This is a genomic window from Streptomyces sp. NPDC059679 (assembly GCF_042734105.1).
GTDB lineage: Bacteria > Actinomycetota > Actinomycetes > Streptomycetales > Streptomycetaceae > Streptomyces.
In genome coordinates this window covers 1-15,029 of sequence record NZ_JBHWES010000065.1, presented here as the reverse complement: position 1 = coordinate 15,029, position 15,029 = coordinate 1, and the positions used below count along the sequence as shown (strand labels likewise).

General features: G+C 71.5%; 16 protein-coding genes. 8 read left to right on the top strand and 8 right to left on the bottom strand.

Annotated elements, in window-relative coordinates; translation table 11 throughout:
* Window position 1: 1 nt before the first annotated feature.
* The 3 genes from ACFV2X_RS43625 to ACFV2X_RS43615 form a co-directional block, all read right to left on the bottom strand.
* Window positions 2-688: a hypothetical protein gene (locus ACFV2X_RS43625; protein ID WP_385627110.1), complete on the bottom strand. Its 687-nt coding sequence runs from the start codon at window positions 686-688 to the stop codon at window positions 2-4.
* Window positions 685-4,239, bottom strand: coding sequence for a CHAT domain-containing protein (locus ACFV2X_RS43620; protein WP_385627109.1), 3,555 nt, complete (start codon window positions 4,237-4,239; stop codon window positions 685-687). Before ACFV2X_RS43620 ends, ACFV2X_RS43625 begins: the two co-directional genes overlap by 4 nt.
* A 111-nt stretch (window positions 4,240-4,350) precedes the next feature.
* Complete coding sequence (locus ACFV2X_RS43615) at window positions 4,351-4,518, bottom strand: hypothetical protein (RefSeq protein ID WP_385627107.1); 168 nt, start codon at window positions 4,516-4,518, stop codon at window positions 4,351-4,353.
* Between the two features lie 184 nt (window positions 4,519-4,702).
* Between ACFV2X_RS43615 and ACFV2X_RS43610 the strand changes: the two genes are divergently transcribed.
* Complete coding sequence (locus ACFV2X_RS43610) at window positions 4,703-5,914, top strand: sensor histidine kinase (protein ID WP_385627105.1); 1,212 nt, start codon at window positions 4,703-4,705, stop codon at window positions 5,912-5,914.
* Window positions 5,902-6,546 carry a response regulator gene (locus tag ACFV2X_RS43605; RefSeq protein ID WP_385627103.1) on the top strand — a complete coding sequence of 215 codons (645 nt, stop codon included), beginning with the start codon at window positions 5,902-5,904 and terminating at the stop codon, window positions 6,544-6,546. Before ACFV2X_RS43610 ends, ACFV2X_RS43605 begins: the two co-directional genes overlap by 13 nt.
* A 16-nt stretch (window positions 6,547-6,562) precedes the next feature.
* On the opposite strand, the gene ACFV2X_RS43600 is transcribed toward ACFV2X_RS43605, so the two are convergent.
* Both ACFV2X_RS43600 and ACFV2X_RS43595 read right to left on the bottom strand, forming a co-directional pair.
* A complete protein-coding gene (locus tag ACFV2X_RS43600; RefSeq protein ID WP_385627101.1) occupies window positions 6,563-9,106 on the bottom strand; it encodes an FtsX-like permease family protein in 2,544 nt (847 codons plus the stop codon).
* The gene (locus ACFV2X_RS43595) at window positions 9,103-9,906 is read right to left on the bottom strand and encodes an ABC transporter ATP-binding protein (RefSeq protein ID WP_385627100.1); all 804 of its coding nucleotides are present in this window, start codon (window positions 9,904-9,906) and stop codon (window positions 9,103-9,105) included. The genes ACFV2X_RS43600 and ACFV2X_RS43595 overlap by 4 nt, the downstream gene beginning before the upstream one ends.
* A gap of 402 nt (window positions 9,907-10,308) precedes the next feature.
* Here ACFV2X_RS43595 and ACFV2X_RS43590 point away from each other — a divergent pair, with 402 nt between their 5' ends.
* Window positions 10,309-10,524 carry a hypothetical protein gene (locus tag ACFV2X_RS43590; protein ID WP_385627099.1) on the top strand — a complete coding sequence of 72 codons (216 nt, stop codon included), beginning with the start codon at window positions 10,309-10,311 and terminating at the stop codon, window positions 10,522-10,524.
* Window positions 10,518-10,916: a class I SAM-dependent methyltransferase gene (locus ACFV2X_RS43585; RefSeq protein ID WP_385627098.1), complete on the top strand. Its 399-nt coding sequence runs from the start codon at window positions 10,518-10,520 to the stop codon at window positions 10,914-10,916. Before ACFV2X_RS43590 ends, ACFV2X_RS43585 begins: the two co-directional genes overlap by 7 nt.
* On the opposite strand, the gene ACFV2X_RS43580 is transcribed toward ACFV2X_RS43585, so the two are convergent.
* From ACFV2X_RS43580 to ACFV2X_RS43570, 3 genes are all read right to left on the bottom strand, one after another.
* Window positions 10,807-11,346, bottom strand: a complete 540-nt coding sequence (locus tag ACFV2X_RS43580; protein WP_385627097.1) for a DUF6879 family protein — start codon at window positions 11,344-11,346, stop codon at window positions 10,807-10,809. The two genes, ACFV2X_RS43585 and ACFV2X_RS43580, sit on opposite strands and share 110 nt — an antisense overlap.
* 132 nt (window positions 11,347-11,478) lie before the next feature.
* On the bottom strand, window positions 11,479-11,694 hold the full coding sequence (locus ACFV2X_RS43575; protein ID WP_385627095.1) for a DUF397 domain-containing protein: 216 nt from the start codon (window positions 11,692-11,694) through the stop codon (window positions 11,479-11,481).
* Entirely contained in the window at window positions 11,691-12,569 is an 879-nt protein-coding gene (locus ACFV2X_RS43570; RefSeq protein ID WP_385627094.1) for a Scr1 family TA system antitoxin-like transcriptional regulator, read from the bottom strand. Before ACFV2X_RS43570 ends, ACFV2X_RS43575 begins: the two co-directional genes overlap by 4 nt.
* 343 nt (window positions 12,570-12,912) lie before the next feature.
* On the opposite strand from ACFV2X_RS43570, the gene ACFV2X_RS43565 reads away from it, so the two are divergent.
* The 4 genes from ACFV2X_RS43565 (at window position 12,913) to ACFV2X_RS43550 (ending at window position 14,988) form a co-directional block, all read left to right on the top strand.
* The gene (locus ACFV2X_RS43565; protein ID WP_385627092.1) at window positions 12,913-13,065 is read left to right on the top strand and encodes a hypothetical protein; all 153 of its coding nucleotides are present in this window, start codon (window positions 12,913-12,915) and stop codon (window positions 13,063-13,065) included.
* Between the two features lie 223 nt (window positions 13,066-13,288).
* Window positions 13,289-13,513, top strand: a complete 225-nt coding sequence (locus tag ACFV2X_RS43560; RefSeq protein ID WP_385627090.1) for a hypothetical protein — start codon at window positions 13,289-13,291, stop codon at window positions 13,511-13,513.
* 135 nt (window positions 13,514-13,648) lie between these two features.
* Window positions 13,649-13,939 carry a hypothetical protein gene (locus ACFV2X_RS43555; protein ID WP_385627089.1) on the top strand — a complete coding sequence of 97 codons (291 nt, stop codon included), beginning with the start codon at window positions 13,649-13,651 and terminating at the stop codon, window positions 13,937-13,939.
* A gap of 155 nt (window positions 13,940-14,094) precedes the next feature.
* The gene (locus ACFV2X_RS43550) at window positions 14,095-14,988 is read left to right on the top strand and encodes a D-alanyl-D-alanine carboxypeptidase family protein (RefSeq protein ID WP_385627087.1); all 894 of its coding nucleotides are present in this window, start codon (window positions 14,095-14,097) and stop codon (window positions 14,986-14,988) included.
* Window positions 14,989-15,029: the final 41 nt, after the last annotated feature.

Genomic DNA, 15,029 nt, shown 5'->3' with positions numbered 1-15,029 from the left:
TCTACCATCGCCCGTCCCCCACCAACACGGCGGCGGCCTCGGTCAGCAGCGCGTCCGGCACCCGTCCGACCAGGGCGGCGGGCGTGTCACGCAGCCAGGAGTTGCCCGCGAGCCACCAGTCAGCCGCGCCCCAGGGGTCCTGGTCGGACAGCAGCAGCCTGTTGATCCGCTGCACGACCGGATGGGGCTCGCCGGTATCCGGATCGAACTGGAAGTCCGGGTAGCGGTCCCCCAGCTCGGGGTCGGTCAGCCGGATGAGCCCGGCCCTGGCCGGGTCCTCGGCGGCGGTGCCCGTGAGCTCTTCCGGCCCGCGCGCGGGAGCGGTCAGCAGCCGCCGTCTGACCCCCCGGGCGATCTCGGCGCTCGCGGGGTCGAGCGTCGGCCAGTCCACCGACTCCAGCAGCCTTATCAGCTCGTCCAGTTGCGCCGCGTCCGGCAGGACCGCCGCAGGCGCGGCGCCCGCCGACCGGAACTGGTCGAGCCGCCTGCGCAGTTCGTTCTCGCGCGGCAGGGGCAGCAGACACAGCCGCACCTCGCGCAGCGCGAGGCGCATCGCCCGCCCGTCGTCCCCGACCTCCGCGAGCCGTCGCACGCTGTCCTGGAAGCGGGCGAACTGCGCGGCGGTGAGCGAGGCGCGGATCTCCGGCAGATACCGGCGCAGCAGTTCCATCAGATCGTTGGTGGTCATGCCCGTCCTCCCGCCACGGCGGCCTGGGCCGCCGGATTGCCCTGGTGAATGAACCCGGCCCAGGACACCACCCGGGCCAGCCCCCGCACATTGCCCACGGTCTCCGCCAGTAACTCGTCCGTCAGCCCGGGCACGGGACGGCGGTCGATGTTGAGCATCCACAGCTGCGCGGCACGCAACGCATCCGGCGGCGCCAGCCCCATCACGGTCAGATGGTGGTGGAAGACCACCATCAACGCGGCGGACGCACTGTCCGACACCTTCCACCGCGAACCCACCACATCCGTGGCCCCACGCGCCAACAGCGCCGTGGTCGGGGTCAGCGCCTCGTCGTGATCACGACTGCTGAGGTCCGTCTCACAGGCACTGAGCACGACCAACGGCCCGACCGCGGTTCGTTCCTCAGCGGACACGACCGGTACGTCGAGGATGCGGTTGACCGTCAGCCGCCCCTCGGCGAGATGGAGAGCCGAGTCGGTGGGCCGCAGCCCGGCCAGACCATGCACCACAAGATGCAGCAACGAGGCGGGCGTTGGACTGCCGGGAAGGTGGGACAACACATCCTCGGGCGTGCCCGCCCCTTCGGGCACGGTCTCGTGCCACCCGTACAACAGAGCATCGGGATAGTACGCGGCCCGCAGAGCCGCCACCTCGTCCTGCGCCCACATCAAATCCCCACTGGGATCGTCCACCAACACCGCACGCTCACCGACCGCCACGCGACCACGCCGCACCGCCCGCAGAAACTCCCCACCCGACGCGGCATACGACACGACCACGCCCTCGCACACATACCTGTACGCCGATGGCGCGGGGAGTCGCGCCGCGTGCCAGGGAACCGCACCGAGATTGCCGCACGGCACGAGTACGAGCCGGACAGGGGCCTGCTCATCCGGCCCCTCCGCCGTACGGACCCCCAGTGCGTCCAGCACCGGACCGAGCACGGCCTCGCCCGCCCAGTCGCACAGCCCCTCCAGCGCGGCTTCCCACTGCCGTTGAGCCTCGTCGTACGCGTCCAAGTCGCCCTCAGGCACCGCCGAACGCCGAGCGCCCGCATCCAGATAGCGCTCCAACGGCTCCCGCCCGGGCGCGCCGAGGTTCGGCAGCTCCAGCGCCGTCGGCCGGCCCGTACGCGGTACCAGCACGGCCACACCGTCGGCCGTGTCCTGCCCGGGCACCAGGTAGACGAGGGCGTCGGACCCGGCGGCCCGCAGGCCCTCCCGCAGCTCCGTGACCCCAGGGGCGCCGAGCAGTCCGCGCAACCCCTCCGCCCCGCCGCCGTCGGGCCGACGGAGCGCGTCCAGGGCGCGGCGGCGGAGGGTGCTGGGGATGGTGAGGCCGGGGGCGGGCTCGGTGGCCGGCATGATGCGGGCGAGCGCGGTCCGGACGTCTTCCGGGGTGCCGGTGCCGACACCCCCGGACGCCGGCGCGGCCTGGGGCGGGAGGTCCCGTACGGCGTTCCGCCACTGCTCGGCCAGCTCCGCCTCGCCCCGCGCGGCCAACTGCTCGGGAACCCCCGCCGCGGCCGCCGCCGCGCGCAGCACCAGCCCCCGCCCGTTCTCCAGCGCCTCCACCGCCTCGGCGACCCGCCCGTCCACAGCTGCCCACTGAGCGGCGAGCAAGCCGCGGCTGGCCCCCGCCCTCGCCACCTCAAGACCATGTTCCGCGCCGAGCTGCAACAACACATCCTCGGCGAGCATCCGCAGCGACTCCTGTGCGGTGGTGACGGCGGCGGCGCGGTCGTCGCGCTCCTGGTCGCCGCGCAGGTGGTACGCCTCGGCCAGGTCCCACAGCACCTTCTGGCCGATCTCCGGGCCGGTGCGGTCGGTGAGGTCGCGGCGGGCCTGTTCCAGCTCGCCGATGGCCTCGTCCAGGACGGAACGATCACCGGTCGACCTGTGGACGGCCAGCAGCGCGTAGACGAGGGCCTGCCGGATACGGACGTGCCAGTCGGCCGTCGACGCCGGGCCCTCCAGGGCCCGCCGGGCCCTGGCCACGGCTTCCCTGACCCGCACGGGGTCGGGTTCGACCAGGGAGAACAGGGTCAGCGCGGGGGCCCAGGCCGCGTCCATCATGGGCCGGGCGAAGGCCGGGACCTTCGGGTCCCGCGTCGCCTCCTCGAGATAGGCGACGGCGGTGCGCAGGGCGGTGACCCCGCCGTCCAGCATGGCCAGGCTCAGCTGGACCTGGCCGAGCAGGAAGAGCACCAGGAACCGCCATTCGCCGCGGTCGTCGGTCTCCTCCAGCAGGTCGAGCAGTTCGCCGAGCAGGTCCTCGAGCTTTTCGCCGTCCTGCTCGTCCAGGGCCTGGTTCGTACGCATATGCAGATGCATGCACTGGTTGCAGATCCGCAGCCCCGCCGCGCCTGGTCCGGTGGCGTGTGCCGAGTCGAATACCGGGGAGGCGGGGTCGAAGAGCTGGTCGAGTTGGGCGCGCGCCTGGTCGCGGTCCTTGAGGTTGCCGCCCAGTGTGGTGGCCGCGGCCAGCAGACCGGGGGAGATGAGGTCGGCCATCCAGCCCACCCGGCCGGATCCCCCGTCGCCCACCACCCCGTTGATCAGCTCCGCCGCCTGGGCCAGCCGGTCGGCGTCGCCCGTGCGTACACCGTGGGCCATGCTGCTCAGCGCGGCCCGCATCGCGGTCTCCGCCTCTTCGCCGTCCGGGCCCTGGCTCACCGCGTCGACCAGGCTGCCCAGGTCTTCCGGCCGGATGGTGCCGGGGACTTGGAGCTCCATCACAAGGGCCAATTGGGCGAACGTGAGAGCGGCCTCTTCTTCGGTGAAGTCCGTCGGCGGCTCGGTCCCACCATCCTCGCCCGCTCCGTCCGCGGCGAATTCGGCAGCCATGTCGCCCAGCGTCCGCAGCAGCTCGGAGTGGCCGTCCGGCAACCGCCGCGACATCTGGTGGGCCATGTCGGCCACTTGCTCGAGGTCCCCGGAGTGCGCGACGGCTTGGGACCGCTCAAGGGTCTCGGCGATCCACGACATGGGCTCGCCGACCTTCTCGGGCAGCGCCGACGACAGTTCGGTCAGCAGTCCGGCCAGCTCCGCGAGGTCGCCGGTGAGTTCCGGGTCACCCGCCGGTATCCGGCGGCCCAGCTTCAAGGACTCCATGAACTGGGACAGCGTGCCGTCCCACCCGGTCACCATGGCGGGCGTCAGCATCAGCTGCGTCTGGTCGAGGGTGGCGAAGGTCTGGTCCCGTGGGCCGAGCGCCCCGGTGGCGCGGGCCGCGCGCAGCAGCCGCAGCCCCCGGGCCCGGTCCTCGTCCGTGGGGGCGCGCTGGTAGCGATCGGCGTACAGGCCGCCGAGTCGGGCCCGTACGGTGCACAGCAGGGGGTCGGTGTCCGGGACGGCGGCGGCCAGCTCCGCTTCGAGTGCGTCCAGTTCGGACCGTACGCGGTCGGCTCGTGCGGGGTCGGGTGGTGCGGGGTCGGGTGGTGCGGAGTCTGCTGGTGCATCGGGGAGGCGGTTCGACGCGGTGCAGGCCAGGGCCTCGGTCGCGGCCCGTTCGGCCCTGTCGCGTAGCGCCGCGACGTCCTTCTCGTGCATGAGCCCGTCCCCCTTCGCCTCGTGAGGCTTCGTCCATCATCTGCCCACAGGCTCGGACGCAGGAGGGGATTGATCGGCTCTGCCGGAAACCGACCGGAAGACGTCCGCGAATCACCCGGAGTGCTTCTCGCGCAGGACGTACAGGCCCGCGGCCGACGCGAGCACCACGACGCCCGTGCCGACGCTGACGAGCATCTGCGTGACCCCGCTGAGCGTGATGCTGGTGAGGACGTTGGCGGCGAGGGCGATGGTCAGGAGGGCCCAGAGCAGAGACTTCATGGTGAGTTCCTTCGGTGAGCGGTTCCGGTGAGCGGTTCCGGTGAGCTTGTGTGATCCACAATGCCCGCTCGGCATGGGGGAGTTCGAGGGAGCGCCCTCCCGAAGTCATGGTGTAGCGCGCTACACCAACGGCTGGGGTGCACGATCGCCCGCGCCCCCGCGACCGGTCGCCTAGCCTGAGGGCATGCGCGAGACGGTGGACCAGGCGGGGCGGGCCACGGCCCAGTTGATGCGGGCGGCCGCGCTGGCCCTGGTGTCGTATCTCTACATCGCGCTGCTGCTGTTCACCGCCGTCGCGACGGTCCTGGTGGTCGGCGCGGCCGTGTTGCCGGAGACGGTGCTGCTGCTGCGCAGGATGGCCGGGTTCAAGCGGCGGGAGGTGGGGGCCTGGTCGGGGAAGCCGGTCCCCGAGGCGTATGTGCCGCTCACCGGCGAGCTGTCCGAGCGGGTGCGCGCGGCGACCCGGGACCCGAGCACCTACCGGGATCTGCGCTGGCTCTTCGCGCACTTCGGCTACGGCCTCATCCTCGCCTACGTCTCGCTGATCGTCTGGTCCGTGGGGGTGTTCGTCGACGGGGTGTGGTGCGGGCTGCTCAGGCGCCCCGCCGTGGTACTGCCGCTGCTCTCGCGCCTCGCCGACGTCGACGCCATGTGGTCGGCCGCGCTGCTGACCCCCTCCCCCGAGGCCCGGCGCAGCGCCGACCTCGCCGAGCGGGTTGAGGAGCTGACCGTCACCCGCGCGGGCGCCGTCGCCGCGCACGGCGCCGAGCTGCGGCGCATCGAGCGCGATCTGCACGACGGCGCCCAGGCGCGTCTTGTGGCCCTGTCGATGCGGGTCGGACTGGCCAAGCGGGCGTACGACAAGGACCCCGACGCGGCGCGCCGGCTCCTCGACGACGCGCAGGACCAGGCCGAGGAGGCGCTCACCGAGCTGCGCCACGTCGTCCGCGGCATCCACCCCCCGATCCTCACCGACCGCGGCCTCGTCGGCGCCGTGCGCGCGCTCGCGGCCAGCAGCGGGCTCGATGTGGCCGTGGACGCGGAGGGGGTCGAGGGGAAGGGTGTCGAGGGAGAGGACCTGCCGCGCGCCCCCGCCGCGGTCGAGGCCGCCGCGTACTTCGTGATCGCGGAGGCGCTGACCAACGCCGCGAAGCACAGCGGGTCCCAGCGCGCCCGGGTGCAGCTGATCCGTACGGCCGGGCGGCTGCGGATCGTGGTGCGCGACGAGGGCCGGGGCGGCGCCGAAACCCCGGCCGCGGCCCCCGGCGGAGGCATGGGCGGCAGCGGATTGCTCGGGATGCGGCGCCGGGTGGCGGCGCTTGACGGGACCATGGAGGTGAACAGCCCCGTCGGGGGGCCGACCGTGATCGAAGTGGAGCTGCCGTGCGCGTGGTGATCGCCGAGGACAACGCCCTGCTGAGGGAGGGGATGGTCCTGCTGCTGAGCTCCGCGGGCCACGAGGTGGTCGCGGTCGCCGGCAGCGGCCCCGAGGTTCTGCCCGCCCTCCTCGAACACCGCCCGGACGTCGCCGTCCTCGATGTGCGCATGCCGCCCGGCTTCCGCGACGAGGGCCTGCGCGCGGCGCTCGCGGCGCGCAAGGAGATCCCCGATCTGCCGGTGCTGGTGCTGTCCCAGTACGTCGAGGAGACGTACGCCGCGGAGCTGCTGGGCGGGGGCGCGAACGGGGTCGGCTATCTGCTGAAGGACCGGGTCGGCCGGGTCGACGAGTTCCTGGACGCCCTGGAACGGGTCGCGGCGGGCGGCACGGCGCTGGACCCGGAGGTGGTCACGGAGCTGATGACCCGGCGCCGCGACGACCCCCTGGACTCCCTGACCCCGCGCGAACGCGAGGTGCTGCATCTGATGGCGGAGGGCCGCGACAACGCCACCATCGCGAAGACGCTGGTCGTGTCCGACCGCGCGGTCAGCAAACACATCGGCAACGTCTTCGCGAAGCTGAGCCTGCCGCCGAGCGACAGCGGGCACCGCCGGGTGCTGGCGGTGCTGGCGTATCTGAACAAGGGGTGACGGCGAAACCGGCCCCTCAGCCGTCGGCCGGGCCCGCCTCCGGGTAGCGGCCCCGTAGCGCGGCGCGGGCCGGGGGCAGGGTGCCCGCGGCCGCGGTCACCGCGACCACGGCGACGATCACCAGCGCCTGGACCGGCGGCAGATAGGGCACCGTACGGGCCATCGCCACGCTGAACGCGAGCAGCGGCACCGACGCCACCACCGCGCCCACCGCCAGGCCCGTCAGCGCGGTGGCCCCCGCCTCGAGCCGCAGCATGCGGCGCAGTTGGCGGCGGCCGGCGCCGGCGAGGCGCAGGAGGCGGAGTTCGGGGCGGCGGCCGATGGTGATGAGCGAGAGGGTGCTGAGGACGGCGATCACCGTGTAGGCCCCGATCGCGGAGACCGCGGCGACCGTGACCACCTCGACCAGCTCCTGGTCCTCCGGCTCGACCTGGATCGGGGTGGGGTCGGGCTTTATGCGGGCCCCGGGAACCGCCGCGGCCAGGGCTTTCGCGAGCGCCCTGCGGTCGGTGCCGGATGCGGCCGTGACCAGGACCCGGCCCGGGCCGGGCATCGAGGTGTGGGCCAGCAGTTCGTCGCGCGAAAGGAGGAAGTCGCCCAGCGCGAGGGAGCGTTCGTAGACCCCCACGACCCGCAGCTTCGCCTCCACACCGTCCCCGAAGCGGAGCGTCACCGTGGAGCCGGGGTGCGCGTCGAGGGAGCGCGCCCGGTCGCCGCCGACGGCGACGGTGCCGGGACGCAGCGCGCTCAGCGTGCCGTTCCGCAGCTCGGGGTCGAGGGTGTGCGGCAGGCCCTCCGGGGTGACGCCGAGGACCGGCAGCCGGTCGAGCCGGGGCTCGCCGGTCTCCCGCCGGGCCAGCACCACCGTGCCGCGTACGACATCGGTGGCCGACCGCACCCCGGGCACGTCCCGGATCCGCTCCACCGCGCCGCTCGGCAAGCCGCCGTCCGCGCGCACCGCGAAGTCGGCGCGCATCGCCTCGCGGGCCTGGCCCTGGCCGGCATGGGTGAGGGTGGCGCCGCCCGAGAGCTGTACGGCGGTGAAGGCGGTGACCAGGATGATCGGGGTGAGGGCCGCGCCCAGGCGGGTGGCGGCGGCCGTGCAGTTGGCGGCGGCGAGGCGGCCGCCGGGCCCGCCGAAGCGGCGCAGCGGAGCGCCGAGGATCCGCATCGCGCCCGTGGCGATCCACGGCCCGAGCAGGGCGCACCCGATGACCATCGTCACCGCGGCCGCCCCCGCCGCCATCGCGGCGGCCTGGCCGGACTGCAGGACCGCCGTCCCCGCCGAGCTCACGCCCAGGGCCAGCAGCACAAGCCCGGCGACCCGGCGCGGTGTGCCGGGAGCCGATTCGCGCAGCGCCTCCGCGGGGCGGAGCTTCGCGGCCCGGGCACCGGCGATCCACGCCGCGACGCGCGCGATCAGGACCGTGATCCCCGCGGTGACCAGGGGTGCGGGCCACAGCCAGGGCGGGAAGGGGAGTTCGAGGCCGGGCGGCAGCGCGCCGCGCGTGTCCAGCAGTCCGCGCAGCCCTGCGTACGCGGGGAGCGCGGCCACGGCGCCCAGCAGCGCCGCGCGGGCCGCGACCCGCCCCACCTCCCGGCCGACCGCGCCGCGCAGCTGCCGCGGCGTCGCGCCGACCGCGCGCAACAGCCCGATCTCGTGGGCGCGTTGCCGCAGCGCCTGTACGACCGTCGAGGACACGACGAGCAGCGCGATGAGGACGACGGTGGCGGCCACGGACGCCAGCAGTTCCAGCATGCCCTTGCGGGCCGGCGCGGCGGCCAGGAACTCGGGGCCGCCGCGCCCGTCCCCGGTCTCCACCTGGACCTCGGCCACGTCGCCGGCCGCGCGCCGCCCCACGCTGTGGAGCTCCGCCGCGTCCAGCGCGTGCCGTATCCGGGAGTGCAACTCGCCGGTCCCCACGCCGGATTCGGCGATCACCCCGATGGCGTCCAGGGTGTCCGGGTGCCCGGCCAGGCGCCGCGCCTCGGCCGCCGCGAAGTAGACCGCGGCGGCCGGGCCGTCGGCGACGCCGACGACGGTGTACGCCGCGTCGGCACCGGCCACGCGCAGCGTGACCCGCTCACCGATACGGGCCCCGCCGCCCACCACGACCTCGCCCGCCCGGCGCGGGGCGCGCCCGTCGCGCAGCTCGTACGGCGCGAGCCGGGCCGCGTCCCAGGCCCGACCGGTGACGGCTCGGCCCGCGCGCCCGACCTGGAACACATCGTCGGCGACGGCCGCCCGTACACCGGGCACCTTCCGCACCACGCCCAGCGCACCCGCCGGCACCCGCACCCGCTCGGTGAGCCCGGCCCGCGCGGTCTGGGGGTCGCTGCCCCAGGGCTTGGCGGTGAAGCGGGTCTCCTGGTCGCCGGTGACGACGAGGTCGGCCGCGGCGTACCGCTCCACCCGGGCGTGTCCGAGCCCGGTCGAGGCGAGGGCGAGCACGAAGGAGCCGAGCAGCAGGGAGGTGAGCGCGAGCGCGGCGAACACGGCGGCCCACGCCTTGCGGTGCGTACGGGCGGCACGGGAGGCCAGCAGCTTGGTCACGCTCATGCCGTACACCCCTCCTCACGTACGGTCGCCGCGCCCCGCCCCAGGTCCCGCATCACGCGGCGCACTTCGTCGGCCCCGGGCCGGTCCAGCCGGCCGACGGCCCGCCCCCGTGCCAGAAACAGGGCCTCGTCCGCCCAGGCTGCGGCGACCGGGTCGTGGGTGACCATCACCACCGTGTGGCCGTCGCGGTCGACGGCCTGCCGCAGCAGTGCGAGCACGCCGTGTGCGGTGGCCGGGTCGAGCGCGCCCGTGGGCTCGTCGGCGAAGACGATGTCGGGCTCGGTGACCAGCGCGCGGGCGATCGCCACCCGCTGGGCCTGTCCGCCCGACAGCTCCGCCGGCCGGTCCGCGCCCCGCTCGGCGAGCCCCACCGCCTCCAGCGCCCGCACGGCCCGCCCGTCGGACGGCGCGCCGCCGAGCAGCAGGGGCAGGGCGACGTTCTCCGCGACGCTCAGCGACGGCACGAGGTTGTGGGCCTGGAAGACGAACCCGATCCGCTCCCGCCGCAGCCGCGTCAGCGCCGTCTCCTTGAGCGAGGCCAGCTCCGTACCCCCGATGCGCACCGCCCCCGCCGTCGGCCGGTCGAGCCCGGCGGCGCACTGGAGCAGGGTCGATTTCCCGGACCCGGACGGCCCCATCACGGCGAGAAACCGCCCCCGGGGGACGGCGAGATCGAGGGGGTGCAGCGCGACGGTGCCCCGCCGGTACTCCCTGCTCACCCCGTCCAGCGCGAGCGCGTCGGCCACCGGCCCCGCCCCCACCGCGCTCACCGTCCCCGAACCGCCCCGCTGCCTGCGCATCTGTACGCCCCTCCCCAGTGATCGGCGGACTCGCCTTGTCCGCTCACGAGGCTAGGAACGGGCGGGGGGCGGGGGCAGAGAGCACGCTCCCGATCCGGGGGTGTAGCGGGCTACACCCTTCGAGAATGCGCTGGTATCAACGCGGATAGCATCGCTGGCGATATGTCCAGGCTGGAGGCCATTCTGACCGCGACGTCCGCCTGGCCGCACGCCGCGTGGGTCTCTCTTCAGAGGAGCGACTTCTCCACACCATCATGGGGACCGAACCACCGAGCCCGTCCAGCCGGCACGCCCCCGAGATCCCCTGACCCGTCGTTCGCCAGCGTCAGCGAGCCACCTTTTCGCTCGCCGAAGTGGCGAGGCGGGGTAGCCGACCGCCAGCAGCGCCGATAGCGTCACCGCGTGGATCAGGACGAACGGCTACGTCACGCCTCGTCATTCGGCGCGGCGGCGGTCGCATACGCCGAGCACCGCCCGGACTACGCGCAGGCCGCGGTGCGCTGGGCGCTCGAGCCCGCGCCCGGCCCGCGCGTACTCGACCTCGGCGCCGGAACCGGCAAGCTGACCGCCACGCTGATCGCGCTGGGTGCGCAGTCGAGCCCGACCCGGCGATGCTGACCGAGCTGCGCCGCTCGCTGCCGGCTGTCCGTGCCCTGCCGGGTAGCGCCGAGGCGATACCACTGCCGGACGCTTCTGTCGATGCCGTGCTGGCCGGCAACGCCATGCACTGGTTCGACATGGCCGTCGCGGGACCCGAGATCGCCAGGGTCCTCGCACCCATCGGCATCCTGGCCGGCCTGTGGAAGTCGACAGCGGTCGATGACACGCCGCAGGCCGTCTCACGACCCGACGGAGACCCCGAAGAGCCTCCGCCTGATCATTCTCTCTCGCACTTGCTTCTCAGGTTCGAGCACGTTTCCACTCAGCGAATGGGACGCCCGCCGCCACCGCGATATCACGCCATCGGAGATACTGCCCGATATCCGGGTCCTGTAGTAGCTCCCGGTTGATCTGCGTTCCGTCCGGGCGGTAGTTCAGGTGGACGACAGTGGACTCGTCGAAAAGCCAGAAATCCTGTTTCGGCAGGTCTGGCTCGCCGTCCGTTACGTCGACGATACGGTAATCTTCCCCGGCCTCGACGTTCCCGGGAATGCACCACTCGAAGAGGTACCGGCTGTAGTCCGTCAGAGGCAGACGTACGAGTTTGGCCCGCTGGAACGTCCTGCCAGCCGCCGCATGCCCCCTGATCGTCTGACCCCAGTCGGCGTTGAATCCGTCCGGCTTTTCTTCTCCGGCAAGGAAACTGTGCAGCGTCTCTGCCTCGAATGGCATCGTGTAGACCTGGTGCACTTCCAGCCGGAAGGCAGAGCGCTTGAAGTTTCGGAAATACGACTGCCACTCGTCACCATCGAGTGTCTTGCTAACCGATACCGAGGGCACGCGCCGCCTCCTTGAGAATCTCCTCGGGGATCATGCCCATGCCTTCCCTACCGGGTTGGTCGGTGATGAACACGATTGACGCGGTGGCCTGAGACCCGCGAACGCGGGGCTGCTGCCGGAGTTCCGCATGCGTCAGGTGGCGGGAAACTCCCCGCGCTTGACGGCCGAGACGAACGATGACCAGCCACCCGCCGAGAAGACCAGCGCAGGGCCGTGCGGGTCCTTGCTGTCGCGGACGGGGGCAAGGCCGGACGCGGCGAAGCTCCGGGAGAACTCCACGCACTCACCGCCGGACGATGAGCTGTAGGACGACTTGATCCAGACGGCAGATGTGAGGTCATGGCTCATGGCATGTACTCCTTGCGCACAGTCTCGACAAAGGTCAGCGACTCGTCAGGGGGCAGCGCGTGCGCCCGTAGCCGATCGTAGTTTTGCATGACTGACGCCACTGTCGCTGCCGTGCGGCAGAGCCTGCCTCCTCGCGGATCATCCGAGTACAGCACCGTGGGCGAGTCCTTGAAGGTGAGCAGCGTGAACGACACCGAGTGCGCGGCTGAGGCCCCCGCCGTGAAAGGGATCACCTGAAGGTCAATGCCGGGACGAGCGGCCGACTTCACCAAGAAGTCAAGCTGACCGGCCATGACTGACGGGCCGCCCACATTCGTCCGCAGGCACGCTTCATGAAACACAGCCCACAGCCTCGGCGGCCTGTCCTGGTTCAAGACCTCGCGTCGCCTTATACGCGCCGCCACCTTGCCCTGGATCATCTCGTCCGACTCGAAGGGGTGTCCGGCGCGGAAGATGGCCTGTGCGTAGTCCTCCGTCTGGAGCATGCCCATGATGATGGTCGTGGAGAAGTTGAGGATGTGGGACGCCTTCTGCTCCAACTGAACGTAGGGCACGAAATGCGTGGGGTGGTCCCCCTCCTCCAGCCGGTGGAGCATGCCCGTGAACAGTCCGTTCGTCCCGAACACCCGGTCGCAGCCGGTGGCGAACTTCTCGCTCGGGAGCAGCTTCCCGGACTCCACCCCACTGACGTACGACACGGAGTAGCCCGTACCTGTGGCCAGGTGCTTCTGCATGAGGCTACGTCCCAGGCGTACGCGTCTCACATCCGCGCCGTAGCGCTGGAGTGGGCTCAGAGAGGGATTACTGAAGTCCTCGGATGAGATCGACTCGTCCAACACGGTGACCTCCCAACTCGCGCCCACCACCAGGGGCACGGCAAGGCAGCGGATTACAGCGCTTGCTGCTGAACTGTTCCCATCCTACGAGGCGTTGCGTTGTTCTGGTGACCGATCGACTACACCCGGTACACATCCGGGCGGTCAGACCGCCAGACCACACGCCACACACAAGACCCCCGCGACGCAGCGAACGTCCGGGGGCGTGGCCATCAACCCCACGGAGGTTGACAACATGCGCAAACATAGCGCGAGGGTCTTCGAAAAGCTGTTGCAGTTGTTACTTCCCGGCCAAGGCCGTCACCGTGCCGAGCGCCCCGTCGCTCGGCACTGGGTGGATGTCGGACCCCGCTGGATTCACGGCGTCCGGGTGGTGGCGTAGATGACCACTCCGACGACGCCCCCGCCGCAGCAAGGGCAGAGCGACGGGCAGCAGCAGGGCAGCGACGACCGGCCCAGTCTTGAGGAGCTGCGACAGCAATCGGCGGAGCTGAGCGAGGCCATCCTCAAGCATCTGGGAAGGTGGTCGAATTGAGCCCAGCTGAGGGGACCAAGACGGCGGACACCGCCGACCCCTTCGCGGGCACCCCGTACGAAGTTTCCCCCGAAGGATGGTGGACGCGGTACGGCGGTGCGCTGGACGTGCGTTCCGGCGTCGTGTTCATCCCGCCCAGGGCCGCCGCGCCACCCCGCCCGTTCCCGTGCGCCCGATGCCGTGAGAGGGGCAAGCAGTGAAGGGCTCGGACTGGACCAGGATCTTGCCCCGTCTCGCGATCGGCATGGTGGTCTACGACCGGCGTTACGAGATGCCCGGGACCATCACCGACTTCGACGGACCGATGGTCTGCCTCATCCGCCCCACCGGCCTCGAATGGCGGACGCACTGTGCCACCGTGCGCCCCGCAACCGACTACGAGCGGCGGCAGCTGCAGGCCATCGCCCGACTTCACACCCAGCGCCAACGCGGCACAGCGCCCGCATAGACACCGCCCCTGCGCGACCCGAGTTTGCGGTGAGTATGAGTCAGCGACACGCCGACGCCACGGCGTGTCCGTGTCTTATATCCACCACAAAGTCACTGGGGCGGGCCCCTCGCACTACGCCGGATCGGATCACCCATGACAGACGGACCCTGGTACGCCGAGTGGACGTTCATCAGCGCATCCGGCATCACCACAGGAACAGCCGACAAGACACGGTACTTCGATATCCGCACAGCCATATTCAAGGCGGCCGAGGCGTCTCTAAGTAATCTGTCGGACGAAGAGACAGCCGCAAGAGGTGAGCCATGGAAACTCCTCGTCGGATCCCTGTACTCCGAGGCGATGCTGTCGGCTGACGAAGTCGGCACATGGCAGCACGTGAGTCCGGACGGCTGGGCGAACGTAACGGTCCGTTTCTCGCCGTAGCCGCCGCCTGGCGGGCCGGAGACCCGGCCCGCGCGTCACCGCGCGGGTGGATGGGCTACTGTCACGGAGGCACATCCATTTCTCTGTCTCATGCGTCTCTTGAGCAAGCGGCACTCTCATATAGCCGCCCCGCAGGGGCATTTGGAGTATCAGTCTTGAAAACCGGCATCAAGGGCATTCGTCGCGTATCCGCCGTGGCCGTCATCGCCGCGGGAGCCGTTCTGTCCGCCGGGGCGCTCGCCCCCGTGCAGGCTGCAACGGTCGCGACCCCCACGATCACCGCCAAGGGCGGGTTCGTGATGAACAACGGCACGGGGAAGTCCCTCTACACCAAGGCAGCGGACACCCGCCTCTCCACCGGCTCCACCACCAAGATCATGACGGCCCGGGTGGTACTCGCCCAGCCGAATCTCAACCTGGACGCCAAGGTCACCGTCCAGAAGGCGTACAGCGACTACATCGTCGACAACAACTGGGCCTCCTCGGCCAAGCTCATCGTCGGCGACAAGGTCACCGTCCGCCAGCTGCTGTACGGGATGATGCTCCCGTCCGGCTGTGACGCGGCGTACGCGCTGGCCGACAAGTTCGGCACCGGGTCGACGCGGGCCGCGCGGGTGAAGTCGTTCATCGGCAAGATGAACACGACCGCCAAGAGCCTGGGCCTCACGAACACGCACTTCGACTCGTTCGACGGCATAGGGCACGGCGCGAACTACTCGACGCCGCGCGATCTGACCAAGCTGGCCAGCAGCGCGATGAAGTACTCCACGTTCCGTACGGTCGTGAAGACGAAGTCGACGAAGCAGAAGGTCACCACCAAGAGCGGTGGCTACCGCTACATGGACTGGACGAACACCAACCCGCTGCTCGGCACCTACTCGGGCGCCATCGGCGTCAAGACCGGCTCGGGCCCGGAGGCCAAGTACTGCCTGGTCTTCGCCGCCACCCGGAACAGCAAGACGGTGATCGGCACGGTCCTCGCCTCCTCCTCGGTGGACAACCGCACGGCGGACGCGAAGAAGCTGCTGAACTACGGCTTCGCGAAGTAACACCGACAGGCATCGGGCCCGCCCGCGACCGGAGCACACCG